We start from the raw sequence: 22,691 nt of genomic DNA, 5'->3' as shown, positions 1-22,691 counted from the left end.
GTTCGCCCATTGGTCCGGATCTAGAACCGGAGCCTTCGGCGTTCGAAGATTTCCCTCCCCGCCCTCCGCAACCGCGCGGAGGGCGGGGAGCGTCTTTGGGGTCGCCCGTGAGGGGTGTCCGGACGCCGCGATCACATGGGCATAGAGGAAGAGCTGGTACGCATGAGGGCATACGACGCGTTGACAGGCGCGCGGGGGGTCGCGCCGGGAGTCGCACGGCCTGACTCAAATGTGATGCCTGTCGCGTACAACCCCGACAGGGGTAAACGTGTCCAACTTGCGTGGCAGAGGTACTCGAATTCCCAGCAGCGTGCGGCACAGCCCTGCGCCCGCCCCGTCGGCCCCGCTTGTCCGGTGGGCCCGGCGGCATGCCGGTGATCGCGCCCATGCCCGCAGCTCGGCCCGCCCGCATCCCGGATCAGCGCGAGGGCGCTGACGACGCGATGGCCGCGGGCACCACCGTCGACCATCTCACCGAGACCTACCGCGCCCACTACCGCTCTCTCCTGGGCCTCGCGGCGCTCCTCCTCGACGACACCGCCTCCTGCGAGGACGTCGTCCAGGAGGCCTTCATCCGGGTGCACTCGGCGCGCAAACGCGTCCGCGACCCGGAGAAGACCCTCGCGTATCTGCGCCAGACCGTCGTGAACCTGTCGCGCTCCGCGCTGCGCCGCCGCATACTCGGCCTGAAGCTGCTGACCAAGCCGATGCCCGACATGGCGAGCGCCGAGGAGGGCGCGTACGACCTGCTGGAGCGCGACGACCTGATCAAGGCCATGAAGGGGCTCCAGCGCAGGCAGCGCGAGGTCCTCGTCCTGCGCTACTTCGCGGACATGACCGAGGTGCAGGTCGCCGAGACGCTGGGCATTTCGCTGGGCTCGGTGAAGGCGTATGGTTCGCGCGGCATCGCGGCCCTGCGCGTCGCCATGGAGGCGTCGGCATGAGCGACCACGATCGCGAGCGGGCTCGCGACGACAACGAGTACGAGCATGGGTACGAGCACGATCATGAGCGCCACGCTGGAAACGGCACTGGGAACGGAACTGTGAATCACGGCCACTCGGAGAATCCGGGCCCGCGGGAGTCGAGCGGGGCGGGGGAGTCGAGCGGTTTCGCTTCGGGAGTAGCGGAGGGCTCCGGTCCGGAGGGCTCCGGTCTGGAGGGCTCAGGACCGGAGGGTCTCGCCTCCGACGAGCTGGCCTTGCGCAGGATGCTGCACCAGGCCGTGCAGGAGCTCGAGCCCGCCGACGACGACGCCACGCTGGAGCACTTGCGGCGCGCGGTGCCGGTCCGGCGGGCCCGCAAGCGCCAGGCCGTGGTCGGTATGGCCGCTGCCGCGCTCTTCGTCGGCACGGCGATCCCGGCCCTCGTGCATGTCTCGAACTCGACCGGCTCCGACGCCGACCCGTCCATCGCCGGCCACGAGACCTCGCAGACCCAGGGCGGGTCCAGCCAGGGCGGCTCCTCCCAGGACAGCGACGCAAGCGGCCCCGGCAGCGCCCCGGGCAAGGACAAAGAGAAGGACAAGGAAGACAAGAAGGAGACGCCGGGCGAGGACAAGGAGGAGAGCGGCGGCGCATCCACCGGCGGAGCGGAACCGACGCTCTCGGCCGCCGACGCACCCGCCTGTACGTCCACGCAGCTAGGCAACGCCACCTCCAACGTCGGCTCCCCGGACGCCGGCGGCACCGTCTACGGCACCTTCCAGATCTCCAACGTCTCCGCCGCCACCTGCACGGTCACCGGCTCCGGCACCGTCTCCGCCCTCCCGCAGGGTGCGGCGGACGCGTCCAAGATCCAGGTGGTCGCCCATACCTCGAGCGACCCGGCGACCGGGCTTCCCGCCCCGTCGGCCGAGGTCAGCACGCTGGTACTGCAACCCGGGGCGGCATACGAGGTGAAGTTCGCCTTCGTCCCCTCGGAGACCTGCCCGACCGTCCCCGACGACGACCCCACCCCGCCCGACGAGCCGACCCCCACGAACGGCACCACCACCGGCGGCGACAGCGGCGGCACGACCTCGGGTTCGGAGGGCGGCACCGGCGACGGCACAACCACACAACTCGCCCCGGAGGAAGGCGTCCAGGACGGCAGCGTCGTGGTCTCCAACACAGCAAAGGACGGCGCCCCGACAGCTTCAGCAACGGTGCCGGACGTGTGCGCGGGGACGGTGTACCGGACTGGGGTGCTGGCGGCGTCCTGACGCTGGGCGGATTGCCTAGATCCGCTGCAGTACCGCGCCCGGTCAGGGGGGCGGGGGCGCCACGCGGCCCTGCCAAAGTCCGCTGCGGTACCGCGCCCCGAGAGGGCCGTAGGCCCTTTGGGGGCGCGGGGAACTGCGCGACCAGCCACAACGGACCCGCAGCGTGGAACCAGCCCGGCGGAGCCAGGCTGAGCGGGTCCGGGCCTCAGGCCCTAGGCAAGGCTGATGCCTTGCATCTGGCCCGTGGGCAAGGCTGATGCTGTCGTCAGGCCGTAGGCGAGGCCGACGCCTTCGGCTCGCCGCGCGCCTCGTCGGCGGGTTCGGCGGACCCGGCGGGCTCGGCGGGTTCGGCTGGCCCGGCGGACCGGGCGGGTTCGGCTGGCCCGGCGGGTTCGGCGGACCGGGCGGGTTCGGCTGGCCCGGCGGATTCGGCCGACCCGGCCGACGAGGCGGGCTCGCCAGTCCGCTCCTCCGCCAGGCCCAGCGCAGCGTCCTGCGCGAACTCCACCTCCCTGCGCACCAGCCGGTACCACATGAAGACCACGAAGCCAGCGAAGACGAACCACTCGCCGGTGTAACCGAGGTTCTGGAACGCCTTCAGGTCCAGCCCCGTGTCCTGCGGAGCCTTCGCGGGCACCGCCGTCATCCCCGCGTCGGCCCGAGCGAGCGTGACCCAGGCGTCGTACACGTCGTACGGCACCAGGTTCACCAGCGACGCCGCGCTGATCGCGCCCGTCTGGCCGGCGGGCAGACCACCGGCCGCGCTCACGCCGTCCGAGCCGGGATTCTCGGATGCCTGGAGCGCGCCGGTCACGGTGACCTCGCCGGACGGTGCGGCCGGGGCCTTCGCGGTGTCGGCGTCACCGGGCAGCCATCCCCGGACCACGGGCAGGGCCTTGCCGTCGTCGGTACGCAGCATCGTCAGGACGTAGTAGCCGCGCTTGCCGTCCAGCTCGCGGTCCGGCACGAGCAACTGCTTCCCGTACCGGCCCGTCGCCGTGGCCTGCTCGCCGGACGTCTCCTTGTCCACGGGCAGCAACTCGGCGAGGGGCCGGGCCGCGGCCCGCTGGTCCTCGGACACCTTCTCCTCGGCCGTGCGGTGGCTCTCGACGCGGTCCTCGAACCGCCCCAACTGCCATGACCCCATGAACACGCAGAACGGGATGGCCAGCAGCACGAAGACGTTGATCGCCCACCAGCGGGGAGTGGTCAGCAGGAACCGGTACACGCCCTCCACGTTACGGGGCCCTTGCCCGCGGCCCGGGCGAGGGGTGGCCCCTCGCTGCGGCCCCCCGGCAAACGCGCCCTCCGCTCTCACCTCCCCAGGTGCCGCTCCGCGAAGTCGAGTTCCAGGCGGACCTGCTTGATGCGTTCGTCCACGACCAGGGAGCCGTGGCCCGCGTCATAGCGGTACACCTCGTGGACGGCGTCTCGGGCGGCGAGGCGGGTGACGTAGTTCTCCACCTGGCGGATGGGGCAGCGGGGGTCGTTCACGCCGGCGGAGATGTAGACGGGCGCCTTGACCGCGTCGACGTACGTCAGAGGGGACGAGGCCTCGAAGCGCTCGGGGACCTCCTCCGGTGTGCCGCCGAGAAGGGTGCGGTCCATCGCCTTCAGCGCCTCCATCTCGTCGTGGTACGCCGTGACGTAGTCCGCGACCGGTACCGCCGCGATGCCGAGGGCCCAGGCGTCCGGCTCGGTGCCGAGGCCCAGGAGTGTGAGGTACCCGCCCCAGGAGCCGCCGGTGAGGACCAGCCGCTCGGGGTCGGCGAGGCCGGAAGTCACCGCCCACTCCCGGACGGCCGCCACGTCCTCCAACTCGATCAGGCCGACCCGGTACTTGAGCGCGTCCGTCCACTCCCGGCCGTATCCGGTCGAGCCGCGGTAGTTGATCCGGATCACCATGTATCCGTGGTCCACCCACGCCGCCGGGCCCGCCGCGAAGGAATCGCTGTCGTGCCAGGTCGGGCCGCCGTGGATGTCGAAGACGGTGGGCAGAGGACCCGCAACTCCCGCGGGCCGCTGCACGAGGGCGTGGATGCGGCCGCCCGGACCGTCCACCCATACGTCCTGAACGGGCACCGACCCCGGAGACTTCATCCCCGGAGGATCCAGGACCACCTCGCCGGACGTGGAGCGGACCACCGGGGGCTCGGCCGCCGACGACCACAGATACTCCACGCTGCCGTCCGGGCGGGCCGTCGCCCCCGACACCGTGCCCTTCGGCGTCGGGATCCGCTCGAGCCGGCGGGACGCCAGGTCGTACCGCCACAGCTCGCTGCGTGCCTCGTAGCTGTGCACGACCAGCAGCGCCGAACCGTCCGGATACCACTCGGCGCTCAGGTCACCGTCCAGCCGCTCGGTCAGCGCCAGGTCGGTCTCCTCGCCGGTCGCCACGTCCCACAGCATCGGCTCCCAGCGCCCGCGCCGCTGATGCCCGACCAGCAGCCGGGTGTCGCCGTCGACCGGGGCGAAGCCCAGCACCTCAAGGCCCAGCTCGACCGTGCCGCCCTTGGTGTCGTCCAGCTCCGCGACCGCCGAACCGTCCAGCCGCAGCACCCGCAGCGCCGAGTGCATCGCGTCGCCGTGCTCCGTGTGCTCGATCGCGATCAGTGAGCCGTCGTGCGAGAGATCGCCGACGCCCGCCGACTCCCGGTGACGGTAGATCTCCACCGGGTCTTCACCGGCCCGCGTGACGTAGATCGTCGAACCGTCCTCATCGGTCGACCTGCCGACGACCGCCGTACGTCCGTCACGCGCGAGCGCCAGCCCGGCGGGATACGACGGTTCGAGACCGGGGGCCGCGGGCTCGTCGGGGCCGGACCGGGCGCGCACGTCTCTGGCGAACGGCCGGCGCCGCCAGATCCCGAACTCGTCCCCGTCCTTGTCGTCGAACCACCAGATCCACTCGCCGTCGGGCGTCAGCACGCCGTCCGTCGTGCCGTTCGGCCGGTCCGTGACCTGGTGCTGGGCACCCGTCTCGCGATCCCACGCGTACAACTCGTACGTCCCTGTCGCGTTGGACACGAACAGCGACCGGTGCGGTGCGTCCTGCGCCCAGTCCGGCAAGGACACCCGCGGCGCCCGGAAGCGCTTTTCCCAGTCCGGCATGGCCTCGTCGTGCGGCATCGCCGCGTGGTGCGGGATGGTCCCCTCGTCCGGGTTGGCCCCGTTGCTCTCAGTCATGACCCCATACTGCCCGCTCCCACCGACATTCCGCTGCCGAGGCCCTCAGCCTGTGGATAACTCGTGGCCTTTCTGAACTTTCGCAGGTCAGGGCGATTGTCAGTGGCGTGGTGCACTATCGCGGTATGACCACATCGACCGATCCGAGCGAACTGACCGATCTGCGCAAGACAGTTGAGACCTTCTGGGCCACGGCCGAGGCCCGCGACTGGGCGGGCTTCGCGGAGACCCTCGCGGAAGACGTCGTCTACACCTTGCCCCAGACGCGCGAGCGCATTCGCGGGCGAGAGAAGTTCGTCCAGTTCAACCGGGAGTATCCCGGCGACTGGCACCTGCGGATCGACCGCATAGTCGCCGAGCCCGGGCAGGTCGTCACCTGGGTCCACTTCACGGTGGGCCTGGAGGAGATGTACGGCATCGCGTTCTTCACCGGGGACGACCAGGGCCGCGTCATATCGATGACGGACTTCTGGCCCGAGCCGTACGAACCTCCGGCGGGGCGGGAGCACTTGGTGGAGCGTTACTGAGCCGCGGTCGGCCGCTTATGGGTTCGTACGGTCGCGGCGCCGGCGGCCCAGTAGTTCCGCGAGGCCGCGGCGGGTGGCGGCCAGGACTACGCGGTCGCCGGCGCCCATGACGTAGCCGGGCGGCAGGTCCCAGACCAGGCCCGGTGTCCTTGCGGGGGCGTCCGGGCCGGGGTCGGTGGCCAGGTCGGGGCTGCGTTCGTCCGGGGCCGTCGTGTCCAGGGCGACGACCCGCCACGCGCCGGGGCGGAAGGCCTCGGCGACCGTCCGGCCGTCCAGTTGCGGGTGCCCGGCGACGTCCAGGGCCGCGAAGAGCAGCACGCGGCGTTCGACGGGTATGGCGCCCAGGATCTGGCGGCCCATCATCGCTCCGGCGAAGGCGGGCGCGGCGAGGTAGGTGACGCTTCGGCTGCGGGTGAGCGCGTAAGGGTGGGCCGATCGCAGGGTGCGGTACACCGCGGTGGCGAAGTCGTCGTCGTACAGCCGCAGGACGACGCGCAGATCGGGGCGCACCGTCCTGGCGTACAGAGCGGCTTCGAGGTTGGTGGTGTCCGCGCTGGTCAGCGCCAGCAGTGTGTGGGCCCGGTGGATCTTGGCGGCTTCCAGGACGCCTTCCTGGGTGACGTCGCCGAGGACGACGGGCACACGCAGGCGCCGCGCGGTGGCGATCCCGCGGGCCTCGGGGTCGGCCTCGACGCACACCACCGGGGTGTCGAGTTCGCGCAACCGCGTGAGGACACGCGTACCGATCTTGCCGAGCCCGAGCAGGACGACATGGCCGGAGAGCCCGCGGGGCGGCCGGCGCAGCGCCGAACCGCTGCGGAAGGTGCCGAGGGCTTCGAGGACCGCGGCGAGCAGGACAGGTAGGAGCAGCAACCCGACGAGACTGGTGAGGAGTTGGAGAATTTGGCGGCCTTGCGACTGGTTGAGCGCGGGCTCGTTGATGGCGAAGAGATCGAGCAGCGTCAGATAGGTGGCGTGCAACGGATTTTCGTCCGTCACCACCAACGACGTGATCACGAGCGCGACCACACAGCCCACCAGGCCTGCGAACGACCAGCGCAGGCGCCGGGAGAACAGGGCGGCGAAGGGCAGGGCGGGCACGACGCCACGGCCCGAGGGGGCGGTGGGGCCCGAGTACGACACCGTTTCCAGGACGACGGTGCCACGGCCGGTCGCGGCGGCCACGGACCGTTCGTCGGGCAGGAGTTGAGGGCCGTGCTCACCGCTGCTGTCGGAACCGTCCGCGCCGGCCGGGTCGTTGGTCGTCGCCGACAGCAGGGCCAGGGTGCACAGACCGGGGTCGGCGATCTGGCCGGGGCCGGGCGGCGGTCGCTCCATGGCCCGCAGCATCAGCCCATCCGCCTGTACGACCTTGCTGGTCCCGGCCACCGCGGTCGCGGCCAGGGCGGGAGCGGCGGTGTCGGCGTCGGAGAGGACGGTGGTGGAGGCGTCGACGACACCGGGCTCCCGACCGGGCTCCCGGGAATCACCGGCACCGGCAGTGGCTCCGTCCCCCGTGCCCGCTCCCGCCATGGCCAGCGCCGAGGCCTGGTCCAGCAGGGCCTCGAGGTGCTGGCCCAGGCGGCGGTTGTAGAGCCGGATGACCAGGCGGAGCCGGGGGTTGAGTCGGCGGGCGGTGAGGGCGGCGCGGATGTTCGTCTCGTCGTCGTCGTACACGAGCGCCAGCGCGTCCGCCCGCTCGACGCCCGCCTCGGCGAGCACGGCCTCGGTCAGCTCGGCGGCCTCCAAGGGTTCGGGAGGCGACCCCGCACCGGGGGCCCGGCCCGCGGAAGCCCCGCCAGCGGCGGCTCGGTCCGAGGAAGCCCCGCCACCGCCGTTGCCGCCGCTGCCCGCCGCCCGGGTCACCGCCGCCGACACCCGGTCGAGCAGCGCGGACGCCCGGCCGACGACCGGTGGCCGTACGGTGCGCACGGCGGACGGTACGACCAGCGTCACCTGCTCCCCGTAGACCCCGCGCAGCTCCGCCGCCAGCCGGTGCGCCAACGCGTCGTCCCCGCACACCACCATGTGCGCGGCATCGTCCCTGGACCTGGACCCGCTCTGATACGGAAAGCTCCCCACAACTGCACAGAGTGCCTCACCGGCACGGGCGGTTCCACCACGGCCCCTTGACGTATCTTCCGCTCACCGCCAGGGAATTGGGGGCGCCGGTTCGTGCAGACCCGCTCCCGGAGGCCGAGCAGGTCAGCGGTTGATGCACCCTTCCACCGTGATCCTGCCGCCGGAAAACCCCTGGGGCAGCCCGTGCCCACCTGCCTAGGCTGACAGCCATGAGCCGTCACCAGGACATACAGGGCCCGGGCGTGCGGGACATCGACGTACGCCAGATCACCGAGACCGAGATCCCGGACTGGATCCGCGCACTGAACACCGGGTTTCTGCGACCGCCCGCCATCTCGGAGGCGGAGATCGCGGACCGGAGTTCGTACATCGTGCCGGAGCGCACGCTGGGAGCCTTCGACGGCGGGCGGTGCGTGGCGACGTTCCGGTCGTTCGCGCAGGAGCTCACGGTGGTGGGCGGCGACGTCGTACCCGCCGATGCCATCACGAATGTGAGCGTCACTTCCACCCACCGGCGGCGCGGGCTGCTCACGCGGATGATGGCGCGGGACCTGGCCGCCGCGAAGGAACGGGGCGACGTGGTGGCGACGTTGATCGCGGCCGAGTATCCGATCTACGGGCGGTACGGCTTCGGGCCGGCCACCACGGCCACCGAGTGGACGATCGAGGTGCCGCGGTCGGGGCTGGACCCCCGGTGGGCGGGCCCGGACGACGGCGGGCGGATCGACCTGGTGGACGGCGAGGACGTACGCAAGATCGGTCCGGAGCTGCACGAGCGGCTCAGGCGGGTGCAGCCGGGGGTGGTCGACAGGGGCGAGCGGTGGTGGCAGGTCAACACCGGTGTGCTGACGCTGGACCGGGCCTCGTGGACCGAGCCCTTCTACGCCGTGTACCGGAACGCCGACGGCGAGGTCGAGGGCCTGCTCCCCTACATCTCGGACGGGGAGTGGGACGACGACGCCAAGCTGCCGCTGAACACGGCGAAGGTGAAGGGCATGATCGCGGTGTCGCCGGCCGCCGAGCGCGCGCTGTGGCAGCACGTCTGCTCGGTGGACTGGGTCACGGCGGTGAAGACGGGCCATCGCGCTCCGGACGACCTGCTGCCGCACCTGCTGCCGGACCCGCGGGCGGCGCGGCTCACCACGCAGGCCGACTGGCTGTGGGTACGGATCCTGGATGTCGTACGGGCTCTTGAGGCGCGTACGTACACCGGTACCGGGACGCTCGTACTGGAGGTCACGGACGGGGACGGTCTGTCGGCCGGGCGGTACCGGCTGGACGCGTCACCGGACGGGGCGGGCTGCTCGCGAACCAACGACGCCGCCGAACTCACGCTGGGCGCAGGTGAGTTGGCGGCGCTCTGGCTCGGGGACGAGTCGGCGGTGCGGCTCGCCGCGCTCGGCCGGGTGGCCGAGTCGCGGGCGGGCGCCGCGACCACCGCCGACGCCCTGTTGCGTACGTCCAGGCGGCCTTGGTGCCCGGACGTCTTCTGAGGTCCTGTCACCTCCTGTCCTCCGTAGCGCGATGGGAACCGTCTGGCCGAGCTCCCGGCTCCCCTCCAGGAGGGAGCCCGGCCAGCCGGACTGACGACGGACGGTGGCGTCCGGTCAGCCGGTCTGGGTGAGCAGCAGTACGAGGATCACTGCTCCGATACCGCTGATGTACGTGTTCTTGGCCTTGATGCCGACAGAGAGGGCAACGAATGCGATGAGGCCCATCACCCCGAACTTCAGCTGGACGAACTGTTCGAAGCCGATGATGAGGGCGGCGATGGCGAGGGTGGCGATGAGCGGCATTACGGTCCCTCCTTCGGGATGGGGACGCGGTGACCGGCGGTGACCAACTGGCCGATCCAGTCACCGGTGGTTACCAACTTCTCCGAAAACCTGGCCATGTTGCTGAAGTTGGCGACCAACTCCACTCTGCTTATCTCCGCTTGGAGACGTCTCATAACCACCTTCCCGGTAACTGCCCAAAGATGGCGCGAAGTTGTAGTGTTTGGTTGTGGACGCGGAACGCGCTGCCGCCAATGGGCGGAATCGGTCTCAACGGTCCCAGCGGCCGCAGCGGTCACACCGAGAGGTCGCTGAGGCGCTGCGCAGTCGGATCAGGTCCGGCGAGCTGCAGCCGGGCCAGCGCATGCCCACGCAGGCCAAACTGGCCGACGAGTTCGGCGTCGAGCGCGGTGCCGTACGCCAGGCGCTGCGCATCCTGCAGTCGGAGCATCTGCTGTCCAACGTGTCCAAAGGGCGTCCTGCGACCGTCGCCGAGGACGCGGACAAGGCCCTGCCCGGGCCCGAGACACCGCAGCCCACCATGGTGGCGCTGGCGCCGCGGATAGCGGCCGCGTTCGAGGCCCCGCATGTGGAGATCGACGCCCTGTGCCTGACGGCGGTCTCACTCACGCTCGCCATGGGCGAACCCCTCCGGCTCATCCACGAGGGCCGTATGAAACCGGCCAAGGTCGACGTCCGGGTCCTGCTGCCGAGCCGCGACATCGACCTCGCGTTCCCCGTCCCGGTGGACGGCGGCAGCGATGACGACGTGGTGCACGAGCGCTGGCTGGCCCAGCGCAACGCCCAGGGCCAGGTGCTTCGCCACAATCTGCTGGCTCTACGGGCCACCCATGGCATCGACGTCCATGTCACGTTCCGCGCGCTGCCGTTCACGCCGCCGGTGAAGTTGTACCTGCTCAACGGGGCGGAGGCGCTGTTCGCGTACTACACGCTCACGCGGCGCGGCGAGCAGATCGACCATGAGCGACTGGATGTGTACGACGCCCAAGGCACGCGGTCCATGCTGTTCCCCTTCGAGCAGGGGCCCGTGCTGCGGGACACCACGTTCGTGGAGCAGTCGCATCTGTGGTTCAACGCACTGTGGGAGACCATCAGTCTGGAGCTTGAGCTCACAAACTGAGGTCTCCCACGGGTGGATCGTCGGGCGGAGGATCGTCGGACGGTGACTCACTCGGGGCGGGGTCTTCCCAGCTCACAGGGCCGGTCCCGAGACGAGTATGGCGAGCAGGACCGCTCCGATCGAGCTGCAGGCGGGGCTCTTGGCCTTGATCCCGATGCTGAGCAGAAGCAGGCCCAGGATGCCGACGGGACCGTACCGCCACTCGACGAGCTCCTCGAAACCGACGACGAAGACTGCGGAGATGAAGGCGATGGCGGGCATGGTGGATCCTCCTTCGGGGAGTGGCGGGCTTCCAGGGGCAGGGCGGGCACTGCGGGCAGAGCGGGTGCTTTCGGGCGCGTACTGCGTAGCTGCCAAGTAGTTGCGAAAGGAGGGGGGCGTTCCGCCATCTTGGCTTAGTTGGTTGCCAACATTGAATAACTTACCCGGAGTTGGTTCTGACTAACCAACAACTCCCGAACAACTCGCCTAAGATGGAGCAAAGTTGTAGCGTTTGGTTGTGACCCAGGAGAACGTCGCAGTGAACGGCAGCAGAAGGCTCACGCCCCAGGAGATCGCCGACATCCTCAGGGACCGCATTCGCGGCGGCGAGCTGAAGGCGGGCGACCGCCTGCCCACGCAGGCCGAACTCGCCGAGGAGTTCGGCGTGGAACGCGGCACGGTCCGCCAGGCCCTCCGCGCCCTCCAGGAAGACGGCCTGCTCAGCAACGTCAGCAAGGGCAGCCCGCCGCGGATCGCCGAGGTGTCCCCGTCCACCGACGAGCCCCAGCCGACGATGGTGGGCCTGGCTCCGCAGCTGATGGAGGCCTTCAAGGCCAAGCACGTACGCATCGACGCGGCCTGCCTCACCGCCGAGACCCTGCTGACGGCCCTGGCCGAACCGGTGCGCCACATCCACGAGGGCACCATCCGCCCGGAATCCATCGACGTACGTATCCTGCTGCCGTCCCGGAAAATCAACCTGGCCTTCCCTGTCTCGGTGGAGGGCAGCAGCGACGACGACGCGATCCACCGCCGATGGCTGGAGCAGCGCAACGCCCAGGGCCACGTCCTGCGCCACAACCTCCACTCCTTGCGCGCTTCCCACGGCATCGATGTCCATGTGACGTTCCGCGCGCTGCCGTTCACGCCGCCGGTGAAGTTGTACCTGCTCAACGGGGTCGAGGCCTTGATGGCGTACTACATGCTGACGCGCCGTGAGGAGGAGTGGGACACCGGAACCCTCGACATGTACGACGCCTTGGGCTCCCAGTCCCTCCTCTTCTCCTTCGAGAAAGCCGCAAGCGAACGGGACGCGGCCTTCGTTGAACAATCCCAGATGTGGTTCGACGCCCTCTGGGCAACCATCACCACTGACCTGACACTCTCCTAGTGACTCCTGATACGACGCAGCAGACTGAGCTGGTGACAGCAGAGACAGGGAACGTGGCAGAGGAACTGAGGGGACTGATCGCCGGAGCGCGCTTTGTGCTCTTCGACTTCGACGGCCCGATATGCAAGTTGTTCGCGGGGCACACGGCGGAGCAGGTGGCCAAGGACCAGGTGCGGTGGCTGGAGGAGAGAGGCCTGCGCGGGCTCCTCACGGAGGAGGAGCAGACAGAACCCGATCCGCACGTCGTGCTGCGGCTGGTCGATGGCCGGCATCCTGACAGTGATCTGGTATTCGAGCTGGAGAAACGTCTCAGCCTGCAGGAGCTGAGAGCCGTGGAGTCGGCGTATCCCACGGAGTACGTGGATCCGCTGATCCGGACCTGGCACGCGCTGGGCGCCCGGCTGGCCGTCGCGACCAACAACTCCCCGCTGGCAGCCACCCGTTACCTGGCCACCCGCGGCCTGTCGGAGTGCTTCGCCCCGCACATCTACGGCCGTACGCAGGACCTCTCGCTCCTGAAGCCGAATCCCCACTGCCTGAACCGCGCTCTGCACGCCCTGGGCGCCAAGCCCTCCGAAGCGCTCATGATTGGTGACACGGCATCGGACTTCGAAGCGGCCATGAGCGCCGGAGTCCGCTTCTTGGGTTACGCGCGTAACGAAGCCAAGGACAGGGCGCTGCGGAAGGCCGGAGCCGAAGTGGTCGTGGAGTCGTTCGAGCCCCTCCTGGAGATGCTCCGCGAGCGGGGGCGGTGAGGCGAACCACCGTGTGGCCAGTTGAGCTTGTTCGCTTGGTGGTTGGCGGAGGTAAGTCGGGCCGGATGGGGCCGGGGCCAATGATCGGCGAGGCCATTGACGAGCCCGAAGTCACCCTGGGTTTCTACACGTTGGCGTAGACCCGTTCTCAGGCCTGAGCCATCAACAGCACGAACAGTACGGCGCCGGCGGTGAGGCATGTCGAGTTACGAGCCCGGACCCCACAGGTGATCAGCAGCAGACAGACGATGCCCATGGCCCCGTACCGCCATTGGATCAACTGCTCTATGCCGAGGCCCATGACGACCGACAGCAGTTGGAAGAAGACCATGGCCCCCCCCTTTGTCTCTGACACTTCCAGTGAAGCGATCAACTAGTCGGCCAATTGGACTGGTTGACTTAGATTGGTCTTCCCGGCCTGTCTGATCCCTTAACCGGCAGGCGTGTTGGACTGGTGAGTTGACTGGAACTGGTTTGTTTGTCGGCTAGGAGAGGTACGGTCGGTGTGTGGCTGAGGGTTGGGTCGGCGATGGGGGCGGCAGAGAGTTCGAGCGCGTGCTGGACGCGCTGCGGACTCGCTTGACCGACGGCACGTACGAGGTCGGTGACCGTCTGCCGCCGCAGCGGGAGCTCGCCGATCACTTCAACGTTTCCCGGGACACGGTGCAGCGCGTCCTCAAGGCGTTGGCCGGAGAGGGGTGGATCGAGTCCCGCCAGGGCAGTGGGACCCGGGTGATCACGACCCAGCGGATACAGTCCCCGACGGCGAAGGCGGCGCAGCCGGGCCGTGGTGTGACGCTGGGCAGCCTCATCAGTAAGGCGTTCGAGCAGCCCGAGATCACTCTGGATGCCTACACACTGACCTCCGAGTCCCTCGACGCCCATGTCAGGGTGCAGGTCGAACGCATCCGCGCGGGAGAGATAGCGCCGCAGCGCATCGCTCTGCGCATGCTGCTCCCGTCCGAGACGCTCGAACTTCCCTACCCGCGAGCCAAGGACCCGGCTTACGACGAGGCCATGAGGCAACGGCTGCTCGCCATCACCCGCCTGCACACGACGTCGCTGCAAGGCGCCCTACGGGAACTGCGAACCGAGGGTCTGGTCCCCAACGTCGACGTCAAGATCCGTCATGCGCCGCTGACCCCCACGTTCAAGCTGTATCTGTTCAACGGTGACGAAGTGCTGCACGGTCCGTACGAGGTGATCGAGCGCCCCATCAGTCTGGACAGCGGCGAGGAGATCGAGGCGCTCGATGTCCTCGGCTTCGGCGCCACCCTCACGCATTACGTCAAGGATGAGGATCCGAATTCGCAGGGATCGGTCTCTGTCGGCAGCATGCAGTCTTGGTTCGACTCCGTCTGGAACTTGCTCGCGGAGTGACCGCAACCCGGCCGAATCCGTCAAGCATGCCCATCCCAGCGGGCTCGTATACCTCATTGAGACCAACAGTTAACGGACTCCGGTCGTGAGCGATCTCCGCCGACGCTACGGTGTGCTCACCTTCGAACGTCAGCCAGGAGCGGCCAGTGCGCACAGTGCCTCATCCCAGCCGCTTGTATGGGGGGCGATCCGCCGCCGATCAGGCCTACGACAAGTTCGTGGACCTGGCGAAATTGTACGGGGTGATGAGCGGCGGTCATCACAACCGCAACTATGTGCTGCCTCTTACCGAGGACATGTCCCGCCATGTGCGGCGCGATGCCGGCACATCCGTGACGGTGCGGATCCGCAAGCCCGAGGCCGTGCCGGTCGTGATCAGGACCTGGCAGCACGAGTCGGAGATTCTGAACGCGATCAAGGGCGTCCTGCCCCACGTACCGGAGTGCCTGGCCGAGCGTGGAGGTTCTGCGGTCCACAGCTACGTGGAGGGTGTTCCGCTCTCCAACGTGTGCCCGAACGGCAAACCGGTCGACAGGCTGCTGATCAAAGCGCTGGCCGAGCTGCTGGCACAGATGTCCCAGGTGCGCAGGGAGACGTTGCCGCCGCTGCCCGCTGTCTGGCCGCTCAACGACAAGGACAGCCAGGGGTTCCTGCGGACGCTGGCGCGCCTCGCGGACCGACAGATCCGTCAGCCCAATTGGACTGCTTTCGGAGGGCTGTTCGCAGCCTTGGGTATCCCCGAGGACGCTCTGACCAGGCTGGCCGACCGGGTGCCCGCCATGGCTCGCCGCCCGTACAGCCTGCTGCACGCGGATCTTCACCGGGACAACGTGATCGTGACCTACAGCGGTGCCCCGCCCCTGATCTGCGTGGACTGGGAACTCGCGTCCTACGGGGACCCTCTGCACGACCTCGCCACACACCTCGTCCGCATGCGGTATCCGGAGTTCCAGTGGGACGAGGTGATCGACGCGTGGGCCGAGGCCGTACAGGCGACGCGCCCTCTCGCCGTGAACGGGCTCGCCAAGGACCTGCGCCACTACGTCGACTTCGAGCGGGCCCAGTCCGTCTTCCCTGATGTGATGCGTGCGGCGAAGTCGCTAGAAGAATCGTTCGACCAGAAAAGCCTGGACGAGGCGACGGCATCCGTGCGCAGTGCTCTGGAAGCCGCCGCGAAACCTCTTCGACTCGCCAGTGTGGCGAGCGAGACGGAGATCGAGAGAGTTCTCTACCGGTGGCAGGTGTCCCGGCTTGATCGGCTCCAGGGTGTCCGGTCGGTCAACGTCATCAGCTGGGATCCGGATCCGAGGGTTCCCGAGCATCCCGACTTTCCGAGGTCCGCGGTATTCGACGCGTTGATCGCGGAGGGGGCGGCCCCCGCGAGCCGGGTGTTCAAGGGCACCGCACACCTCAACTCGGTGGTCCGGGTCCCGGGTATCGGCTTTCCAGTCGTCGTACGCCGCAAGGTGGCATCGGTCAGCCGCCGGGAGCCCAGCTTTCTCAGCGAGCACGCCGTGCTCCGGGCCATCGAACGGTCCCGGGTCGCGGTGACGGCGCCGCGGGTGCTGGCCCTGGGCACGAGCTATCAGAACGACCCGTTCGCCATCCACACCTATGTCGGTCCGCCTGACGGTGATCAGCCCCCCAGCCATCCGGTGCACGGACTGCTGCCTCATGAGGCGGACGGGCTCGTGGACCAGCTCTGCGCGCTGGCCGAGGTCGATTACGGTCCCTTGGACCCGTTCGCTGAGTACGGAGCTGAGTGGGAGTTCTACAGGTGGCTGAGTGAGCAGCTGGTGGCGCTGGTCCGGGAACTGCCCAAGGAATCGAAGCAGATGGCACGCGTCCTCGGCCTGCCCGATGCCCCCGGGCTGAGGAGGATCCTGTCCCGGCATCGCGTGACTCCGCGCTCGCTGTCCCTGCTGCACGGTGATCTGAATCCCTGGAACCTCGTGCGCCGCGACGACCCATTCGCCCTCACCATCATCGACTGGGAAATGGCGATGGTCGGCGACCCGCTGTACGACCTGGTCCGGCACATGCATCTCACTCCGACCCGGCCCGAGATCCGCGAGCGCATGTTCCGCCGCTGGGCGGGCAAGCTTCCCGTCGCGCACACGAAGGACTGGCAGCAGGACTGGCGCGTCTACCGGTGGATCGAGAGCGTCCGCTCTGCCTACGTGGATCTCGACCGCCTGGTCACCGGCGCCAGCCTCGACGCTCCGAACGTCCGCAGGGCGGTCGACTCGTACGCCGTGACCCTCGCGGTGGCCAAGGGGTCACTCGGCATGCCTACCCGTGCTACCGCGAACCCCTATCTTGCCCGCGCGTTGCCGTACGGAGACCATGGCGGCATCAGTCGGGCCGGGTTCACTGTGGGCGCATGACGCGTCGCCGGACGGCCCGAGGTGAGGGGGGCCGTTGATGTCCGGGGCGGGTAGTGGTGGAGCCGACGGTGGATGGGGCTTACGGCTGAGGCGGTACCAGGAGCGGTTGGAGCCCGTGGTGACGCGGGTCCTGCTGATCGGAATCTTTGTCAGCGGGCTGACCGCCCAGTTCGTCAAGCCGGTCGGAGACGCCCTGGAGGGCAAGGCGTTTCTCGGCGGTGCGCTGCTGAGCCTGGTGGGCTATGTGCTGTACGACGCGGTGAGGGAGCTCTCCTCGTCGGTCAGGACGCCGAGCCGCGCGCTGGTGAACTCGCGCCAGCTCGGCAACTTCGTCAGTGAGGCCTTCCGGGCCCGGAAGGTGGAGATCAGCTTCCTTGGTTACACCGGCGAGACGCTTTACAACGAGCTCTACCACCGGCTGGAGGATCTGCCCGTCGATCCCGGACCGGCCAAGCGAGTCACCGTCAGGATCCTGGTGCCCGACTTCCGCGTACCGATGAGAGTGCCCTCCCGCGTCGGGCCCGATGGGGCGCCTGTGGACGACCCCGAATTCCGTAAGCGCATTGAGCGGAAATGCCAGGAGTACGACGGGATCTTGTCGGGCCTCGCGGAGCAGGTCACGGCCGGCGGCACAGTCGCCGTCGAGTGCGAATACCGTCTCTATCTGGGCATTCCGCGGGACAAGATCTGCATCTTCAACCGGAAGCAAGTCCTGCACGGCCTCTACAACGTGGCTGCCCGTATGCGGCTGAACCACCTGGATCCGGAGTTCTACGACCCCAAGGGCTACAGCACGGACCTCAATGTCTGGTCCCGAGAGGGCACGGCTGCAGCCGACGCGGCCATTTCCACGTGGAACAAGCACTTCGACGATCTGTGGAATCTTGCGGCCATTCCTGACTGGAGGCAGGGAACCGTCGCGTAAGGCGTCCGAGGCGGGCCGAACGCGGCGCTCGCATGCGGCTCCCTGGTGCGTACGCTCGTCCGCATGAGCGACACGGGATTGCGCGACACCGGACTGCGTAACGCAGGTCTGCGCGAGCCCGGCTGCTGGCCCGGCTGGATGTGCGGGTGCCCGCGGCTCGATCCCTGCGGAGCGACGGAGAGTTGAGGATTCGGCAGGTCGCCGAGGTCGCCGAGGTCGCCGAGGTCGTGGAGGTCGCGGACGTCGTCGGTGAGACCGTCGCGGCCGTTCGGGATGCGCTCGCCCGCGAAGGGTCCATCGGGGTCATCACGGCCGACTCCGATGTCGTACGGGTGGGGGAGGCGCTCGAGGCCGCGGGGATCGAGTCGGCGGGGCCCGACGAACTGGGCGCGCGAGTTGCGGTGTTGGGAGCCGGGGTCGCCAAGGGGCTCGAGTACGACCATGTCGTGGTCGTGGAGCCGGCGGCGATTGCGGAGGCGGGGGAGGAGGGCGACGTAGCGGGAGAGGCGAGGGCGAGTGCGCGGGGGCTGCGTCGGCTGTATGTCGTACTGACCCGGGCCGTGTCCCGGCTTGATGTGGTGCACAGCCGGGCGCTGCCCTTCGCCTGACCGCCTGACCGCCTGACCGCCTGACCGCCTGACCGCCTGACCGCCTGGCCGCCTGGCCGTCTGAGCTACTGACCCACTGATCGACAGCTCGACCGGGTCCGCGCGGTCCCTGCCGTCGCTCGGCCCCCGCGACCCCGTCGGCGTTCCTGAGTTGCCGGTCCCTGTGCCCGGTGCCACCGTGAACGGGGGGCAACGCTGACGGCCTGGCCATGGAAAACATCGCAGGTCAACGGCGGTACGCGTCGATACGCGACTGAACCGCGCCCCGCGATCCGTGGCGCCCGACAGCCCGTGTGCCGACGCGCGTCCACGACACAGGGGGAGCGCACAGAAAGCGGGAAGACCACATGGCGAACGGACCCATGGACAGGCGCGCCTTCGGCGAGCGGCCCAACGGGCAGGGCGGGCCGGGTATGGGCCAGGGCACGGAGTACACCGGCCGGTACGTGATCCTGCTCGACCCGAGCAACCAGGAGAGCGGACTGAACGCCCTGCGTTCCTCCGCCGACATCGCGTCCGTCGAGCGCGTCCGCGGAGCCGAGGTGGGGAACGTATCCGAACTGCTGGAACGCCCCGACGTCTCGGTGCACTTCGAGGAAATCGGCGCCGCCGTCGTCGAGGTGCGGTCCGACCAGCGTCACGCGCTGGTGACCACGGCCGAGGCCGAGCCGACGATCCTCGCGGCGGAGCCGGAGCGCATGGTGTACGCGATGCCGATCACCGCCCCGACGCAAGCGCCGACGGAGTTCTACCCGGCCTACCGCAGTGACGAGGAGATCGTCGACCGCCACACCAGGGCGGAGATCGCCGCCGCTCAGGGCCCGGCCTCGGACGAACAGAGCTTCACCTGGGGCCTTCAGGCGATCCGTGCCAATCTGTCCCACCTGACCGGACGCGGTGTGAAGGTCGCCGTCCTCGACACCGGCGTGGACATCACCCACCCGGACCTGGTCGGCTGCATCGAAGACACCATGTCCTTCGTGGTCGGCGAGGCGGTCGAGGACGGCAACGGCCACGGCACCCACTGCATCGGCACCGTCGCCGGCCCGGCCAAACCCCAGCAGGGACCCCGGTACGGCGTTGCCTGCGACGCCCGGATCCTCGCCGGAAAGGTCCTCAACAACGGGGGCAGCGGCGCGGACGGCCAGATCCTGGCGGGCATGGCCTGGGCCGTCGCCCGCGGTGCGCGGGTGATCTCCATGTCGCTCGGTGGCCTGGTCAGGCCGGGTGAGCTGTTCCCGCAGACGTACGAGATCCTCGCCCAGCGCGCGCTCGAGCGCGGGACGGTGATCGTCGCCGCGGCGGGCAACGACAGCGACCGGCCCCCGGTCATCCACCCCGTCAGCCGGCCAGCCAACTGTCCCTCCATCCTCGCGGTGGCCGCCCTCGACAGGGCGCTCACTCCGTCGTTCTTCTCCAACGGCGGCATCAACGGCCAGGGCGGCGAGATCAACATCGCCGCGCCCGGCAGGGACGTACGCTCGGCCGCCCCCCGCGGCAGGTACCAGAACCTGAACGGCACGAGCATGGCCACACCGCACGTCGCCGGTGTCCTCGCCCTGCTCGCCGAGGCCAACCCCAACGGGTCCGCGACCGATCTCGTCGCCCGTCTGAAAGCGGGCGCGTTCCCGCTGGCGCAGCCCGTCAGGGACGTCGGCTCCGGCCTGCTCCAGGCCCCGTGAACGAGCCGAACCGTTCCGCACCGGTCGGGGTCATCATCGCGGTCGACCCCGACCGGTTCGCGGAGGTGGTCGAGGCCCTGCGGCAGGCCGGGCTGACGGTCACCGGAGAGCAGCCGATCCTGGGCACGCTCTCCGGCACGGTCGCCGAGGACCGTATCCCGGCCCTGGAAGCGGTCGACGGCGTCGACTCCGTCGACCGGGACCGCACGGTCCAACTGCCGCCGCCCGACTCGCCTATTCAGTGAGCCGTGGCCCGCTGATCACGGCTGGCGGAACCGTCACGCCGACGCGTCGAGTATGGGGATCAACTGCTCCTCCTCATACATCAGATGGGCTTCGAGTGCGTCCGTGAGGCGGTCGACTTCCTTGCGTACGAGGTCCCTGCGGGCGAGTTCCGTGCCTGCGAGTTCGTTGCGTACGGGTGTGGGGGAGCCCTCGCTCCCTGGGCCCACGGTGTCGATGACTGCCTTCAACTCCTCCACCAGCGCAGCGATCTGCTCATGCTCCTGGCTCAACCGCTCGATGACCGGGGCGAGTTCGGGGTGGCGGGCGGCGAGGGCCGGGAACATGGCGACATCCTCGCCGGTGTGGTGGTTGTGCAGGCCCTGGCAGAAGGTCAGGCAGTTGACGCGGAGCTGGGCGCCGAGGGCGGTGGTGCCCGGCCCTGCGTCGGCGAATTCCTTGCGGATCAGGGCGAGTTCGCGGCGGAACGCGTCGTGGATGACCTGGAGGTACTCACCCATCGACGAGGCGGCCACGTTCGGCGGGCCGTCGCTCGGGATCTCGTGCAGGGCGACCACGGGGAGCAGGCGGTCCGTCTTCGCCTGGTACTCCGCCCAGCCCGGCTCGGCCTCGACGGCCCGCGCGAAAAGCTGATCGCGTTCCTCGCCCTGCAGTACAACGGCCCGCGCCTCGTACGTGAACACCCCTGTTTCCACGGTGACTTGGGGGTGGGCGACGAGGTTGCTGAACCAGTCCGGGTGCTTCGGTGCACCGCCTGCCGAGGCGATGACCAGGACCCTGTCGCCGTCGGGGAGGTAGCCCACGGGGGTGGTGTGCCGGGTGCCGGTACGGGCTCCCGTGGTGGTCAGCAGGAGCAGCCGGGCTCCTTCGAAATAGCCGCCCACCTGGCCGGCGTTGCTGCGGAACTCTTCGATGACTGGTTGGTTGAAGTCGTTGGGCATTCTTCTCTTTCTGCTATGGGGTACGTGGATGCGGTATGCGGATGGGGTTCGTGGATTGCTGGGATTTCCCTGCGTGCGGGCAGGGCGAATTGCCACGGGGCGCATACGAACGCGTAAGGCGACCGTGGTGAGGGAGGTGATGAAGAGGAGAGGTGAAGAGGGGTGACGAAGGGGGTGGAGGGCGTACGGCGCGGCGGAACGCGCGCTCAATACGCGGACTCAGAAAAAGGTGGGCCCCTGGCCCACCCCGGCCTCACGCGGAGGCCGGGAACCCAACTCGCTTGTGGCCCATGGCCGACCCGGCAGTCACGGGGGAGACGCTAATGGAACACGGGCGGTTGGGCAATGCCGTATTTCTCATTGGCGCCGGGTGCGGTGGTGTCGATCCCGGCCACCAGCGCCGCCGGGGTCGGCGCCCGGCACCAGTGTCACCGCGTCGGGGTAGTACAGCGGCGTACGGGGCGGGACGGGGCGGGACGGAGCGGACCAGGCCTGTGCCACGAAGCCCAATCGGATGTCATAGGAACTCCCTATAAGGTGTGCTGCAATTTCGTCTTTGCCTCTCGTTCTTTTCGCTACGTACCGTGAAACAGCTCGACGAGGTGCTCACCGTGTTTTCTCCGATTTCTCCGAGGATTCGCGCTCTGTGCACGTCGGTCGATCCATTTTCCGTCGAGCTGACTATTACGCGATCGAGAGGATCGGTGGCATGGCCACTATCGAGAACGGGCCGGGAATGTGGGAACTCAAGGGAAAGCGGGCCCTGGTCACGGGTGGTACTCGCGGAATCGGAGCGGCCGTCGTACGGCAACTCCTGGACGCTGGTGCCGAGGTGCTCACCACCGCCAGGTCGGCGACGAGCGCGGTGCCGGAGGGGGCCACCTTCGTGGAGGCCGACGTACGGACTCGGGCCGGCGCGGAGGCGCTCGCCGCGGCCGCGCAGGAAGTGTTCGGTGGGGTGGACGTCCTGGTCCACAACGCGGGTGGGGCGCAACCGTACAAGGGAGCCCTGGCCATCCCTGAAGAGGTGTGGCTGGACGCGCTGGACCTGAACTTCCTGGCGTCGGTGCGGCTGGACGCGCTGCTGGCACCGGGGATGCGCGAACGGCGTTCGGGGGCGATCGTGCACGTCTCCTCGGCCGCGGTCCCGCCCACGCCGCCACCGTTCCTGCACTACACGGCGGCGAAGGCGGCGCTGGAGAACTACAGCCGGGGACTGGCCGCGGAGCTCGCCCCGTTCGGGATCCGGGTCAACACCGTGTCTCCCGGCAGGACCGCCACCCCCGGCGGCGAAGCGACGCGGGAGCAGTGGGCCCGCCTGGCCGGGGCTGCCGGCCAGGCCACCAACACCCCTCCGCTGGGCCGCGAGGGTCAGCCCGACGACATCGCCCAAGCGGTGCTGTTCCTCGTCTCCGACCGGACGAGCTGGCTGACCGCGAGCAATCTCGTCGTGGACGGCGGTGAATTCCCCAGGGGCTGAAGCT

Annotated in this window: 21 protein-coding genes and 1 pseudogene; 14 read left to right on the top strand and 8 right to left on the bottom strand. The window is 69.1% G+C overall.

Features of this window, described 5'->3' with window-relative positions; all coding sequences use genetic code 11:
- Nucleotides 1-368: 368 nt before the first annotated feature.
- A complete protein-coding gene (locus tag OHT21_RS21135; RefSeq protein ID WP_165339958.1) occupies nt 369-944 on the top strand; it encodes a SigE family RNA polymerase sigma factor in 576 nt (191 codons plus the stop codon).
- Nucleotides 941-2,203: a hypothetical protein gene (locus tag OHT21_RS21130; RefSeq protein WP_328769921.1), complete on the top strand. Its 1,263-nt coding sequence runs from the start codon at nt 941-943 to the stop codon at nt 2,201-2,203. Before OHT21_RS21135 ends, OHT21_RS21130 begins: the two co-directional genes overlap by 4 nt.
- A 265-nt stretch (nt 2,204-2,468) precedes the next feature.
- Here the strand turns inward: OHT21_RS21130 and OHT21_RS21125 are convergent, their stop codons facing one another.
- Together OHT21_RS21125 and OHT21_RS21120 are read right to left on the bottom strand one after the other, a co-directional pair.
- On the bottom strand, nt 2,469-3,431 hold the full coding sequence (locus OHT21_RS21125; protein ID WP_328769920.1) for an SURF1 family protein: 963 nt from the start codon (nt 3,429-3,431) through the stop codon (nt 2,469-2,471).
- An 86-nt stretch (nt 3,432-3,517) separates the two neighbouring features.
- On the bottom strand, nt 3,518-5,389 hold the full coding sequence (locus OHT21_RS21120; RefSeq protein ID WP_443050408.1) for a S9 family peptidase: 1,872 nt from the start codon (nt 5,387-5,389) through the stop codon (nt 3,518-3,520).
- Between the two features lie 125 nt (nt 5,390-5,514).
- Between OHT21_RS21120 and OHT21_RS21115 the strand changes: the two genes are divergently transcribed.
- Nucleotides 5,515-5,916, top strand: a complete 402-nt coding sequence (locus OHT21_RS21115) for a nuclear transport factor 2 family protein (RefSeq protein WP_328769919.1) — start codon at nt 5,515-5,517, stop codon at nt 5,914-5,916.
- A gap of 15 nt (nt 5,917-5,931) precedes the next feature.
- On the opposite strand, the gene OHT21_RS21110 is transcribed toward OHT21_RS21115, so the two are convergent.
- Nucleotides 5,932-7,944, bottom strand: a complete 2,013-nt coding sequence (locus OHT21_RS21110) for an NAD-binding protein (protein ID WP_328769918.1) — start codon at nt 7,942-7,944, stop codon at nt 5,932-5,934.
- A 263-nt stretch (nt 7,945-8,207) separates the two neighbouring features.
- Here OHT21_RS21110 and OHT21_RS21105 point away from each other — a divergent pair, with 263 nt between their 5' ends.
- Nucleotides 8,208-9,491, top strand: a complete 1,284-nt coding sequence (locus OHT21_RS21105) for a GNAT family N-acetyltransferase (protein ID WP_328769917.1) — start codon at nt 8,208-8,210, stop codon at nt 9,489-9,491.
- Nucleotides 9,492-9,605: 114 nt separating this feature from the next.
- On the opposite strand, the gene OHT21_RS21100 is transcribed toward OHT21_RS21105, so the two are convergent.
- Complete coding sequence (locus tag OHT21_RS21100) at nt 9,606-9,794, bottom strand: hypothetical protein (protein ID WP_328769916.1); 189 nt, start codon at nt 9,792-9,794, stop codon at nt 9,606-9,608.
- The gene (locus OHT21_RS21095) at nt 9,794-9,949 is read right to left on the bottom strand and encodes a hypothetical protein (protein WP_328769915.1); all 156 of its coding nucleotides are present in this window, start codon (nt 9,947-9,949) and stop codon (nt 9,794-9,796) included. The genes OHT21_RS21100 and OHT21_RS21095 overlap by 1 nt, the downstream gene beginning before the upstream one ends.
- Before the next feature lie 47 nt (nt 9,950-9,996).
- On the opposite strand from OHT21_RS21095, the gene OHT21_RS21090 reads away from it, so the two are divergent.
- Nucleotides 9,997-10,914, top strand: a complete 918-nt coding sequence (locus tag OHT21_RS21090; RefSeq protein ID WP_328769914.1) for a winged helix-turn-helix domain-containing protein — start codon at nt 9,997-9,999, stop codon at nt 10,912-10,914.
- Nucleotides 10,915-10,986: 72 nt separating this feature from the next.
- On the opposite strand, the gene OHT21_RS21085 is transcribed toward OHT21_RS21090, so the two are convergent.
- Nucleotides 10,987-11,175, bottom strand: a complete 189-nt coding sequence (locus tag OHT21_RS21085) for a hypothetical protein (protein ID WP_328769913.1) — start codon at nt 11,173-11,175, stop codon at nt 10,987-10,989.
- A gap of 232 nt (nt 11,176-11,407) precedes the next feature.
- Here OHT21_RS21085 and OHT21_RS21080 point away from each other — a divergent pair, with 232 nt between their 5' ends.
- Both OHT21_RS21080 and OHT21_RS21075 read left to right on the top strand, forming a co-directional pair.
- Entirely contained in the window at nt 11,408-12,286 is an 879-nt protein-coding gene (locus OHT21_RS21080) for a winged helix-turn-helix domain-containing protein (protein ID WP_328769912.1), read from the top strand.
- 32 nt (nt 12,287-12,318) lie between these two features.
- Nucleotides 12,319-13,041 (top strand): HAD family hydrolase, encoded by a 723-nt coding sequence (locus OHT21_RS21075; protein ID WP_328769911.1) that lies wholly within the window; start codon nt 12,319-12,321, stop codon nt 13,039-13,041.
- Between the two features lie 148 nt (nt 13,042-13,189).
- On the opposite strand, the gene OHT21_RS21070 is transcribed toward OHT21_RS21075, so the two are convergent.
- Nucleotides 13,190-13,372, bottom strand: coding sequence for a hypothetical protein (locus tag OHT21_RS21070; protein ID WP_328769910.1), 183 nt, complete (start codon nt 13,370-13,372; stop codon nt 13,190-13,192).
- Between the two features lie 176 nt (nt 13,373-13,548).
- Between OHT21_RS21070 and OHT21_RS21065 the strand changes: the two genes are divergently transcribed.
- The 6 genes and pseudogenes from OHT21_RS21065 (at nt 13,549) to OHT21_RS21040 (ending at nt 20,268) form a co-directional block, all read left to right on the top strand.
- Nucleotides 13,549-14,421, top strand: a complete 873-nt coding sequence (locus OHT21_RS21065; protein WP_328769909.1) for a GntR family transcriptional regulator — start codon at nt 13,549-13,551, stop codon at nt 14,419-14,421.
- A 245-nt stretch (nt 14,422-14,666) separates the two neighbouring features.
- Entirely contained in the window at nt 14,667-16,808 is a 2,142-nt protein-coding gene (locus OHT21_RS21060) for a phosphotransferase family protein (protein WP_328774172.1), read from the top strand.
- A 115-nt stretch (nt 16,809-16,923) separates the two neighbouring features.
- A complete protein-coding gene (locus OHT21_RS21055) occupies nt 16,924-17,733 on the top strand; it encodes a hypothetical protein (protein ID WP_328769908.1) in 810 nt (269 codons plus the stop codon).
- A gap of 119 nt (nt 17,734-17,852) precedes the next feature.
- Nucleotides 17,853-18,341 (top strand): annotated as a pseudogene (locus OHT21_RS21050) (AAA family ATPase); the annotation flags it as partial.
- A gap of 347 nt (nt 18,342-18,688) precedes the next feature.
- On the top strand, nt 18,689-20,023 hold the full coding sequence (locus OHT21_RS21045) for a S8 family peptidase (RefSeq protein WP_328769907.1): 1,335 nt from the start codon (nt 18,689-18,691) through the stop codon (nt 20,021-20,023).
- Nucleotides 20,020-20,268, top strand: coding sequence for a hypothetical protein (locus OHT21_RS21040; RefSeq protein WP_328769906.1), 249 nt, complete (start codon nt 20,020-20,022; stop codon nt 20,266-20,268). Before OHT21_RS21045 ends, OHT21_RS21040 begins: the two co-directional genes overlap by 4 nt.
- A 33-nt stretch (nt 20,269-20,301) precedes the next feature.
- On the opposite strand, the gene OHT21_RS21035 is transcribed toward OHT21_RS21040, so the two are convergent.
- Nucleotides 20,302-21,207, bottom strand: a complete 906-nt coding sequence (locus OHT21_RS21035; RefSeq protein WP_328769905.1) for a nitroreductase/quinone reductase family protein — start codon at nt 21,205-21,207, stop codon at nt 20,302-20,304.
- Between the two features lie 709 nt (nt 21,208-21,916).
- On the opposite strand from OHT21_RS21035, the gene OHT21_RS21030 reads away from it, so the two are divergent.
- Nucleotides 21,917-22,687 carry an SDR family oxidoreductase gene (locus OHT21_RS21030; protein ID WP_328769904.1) on the top strand — a complete coding sequence of 257 codons (771 nt, stop codon included), beginning with the start codon at nt 21,917-21,919 and terminating at the stop codon, nt 22,685-22,687.
- Nucleotides 22,688-22,691: the final 4 nt, after the last annotated feature.

Source organism: Streptomyces sp. NBC_00286, assembly GCF_036173125.1.
Classification (GTDB): domain Bacteria; phylum Actinomycetota; class Actinomycetes; order Streptomycetales; family Streptomycetaceae; genus Streptomyces.
The sequence above is the reverse complement of the archived record's forward strand: the minus strand, read 5'-3'. Positions and strand labels throughout refer to the sequence as shown.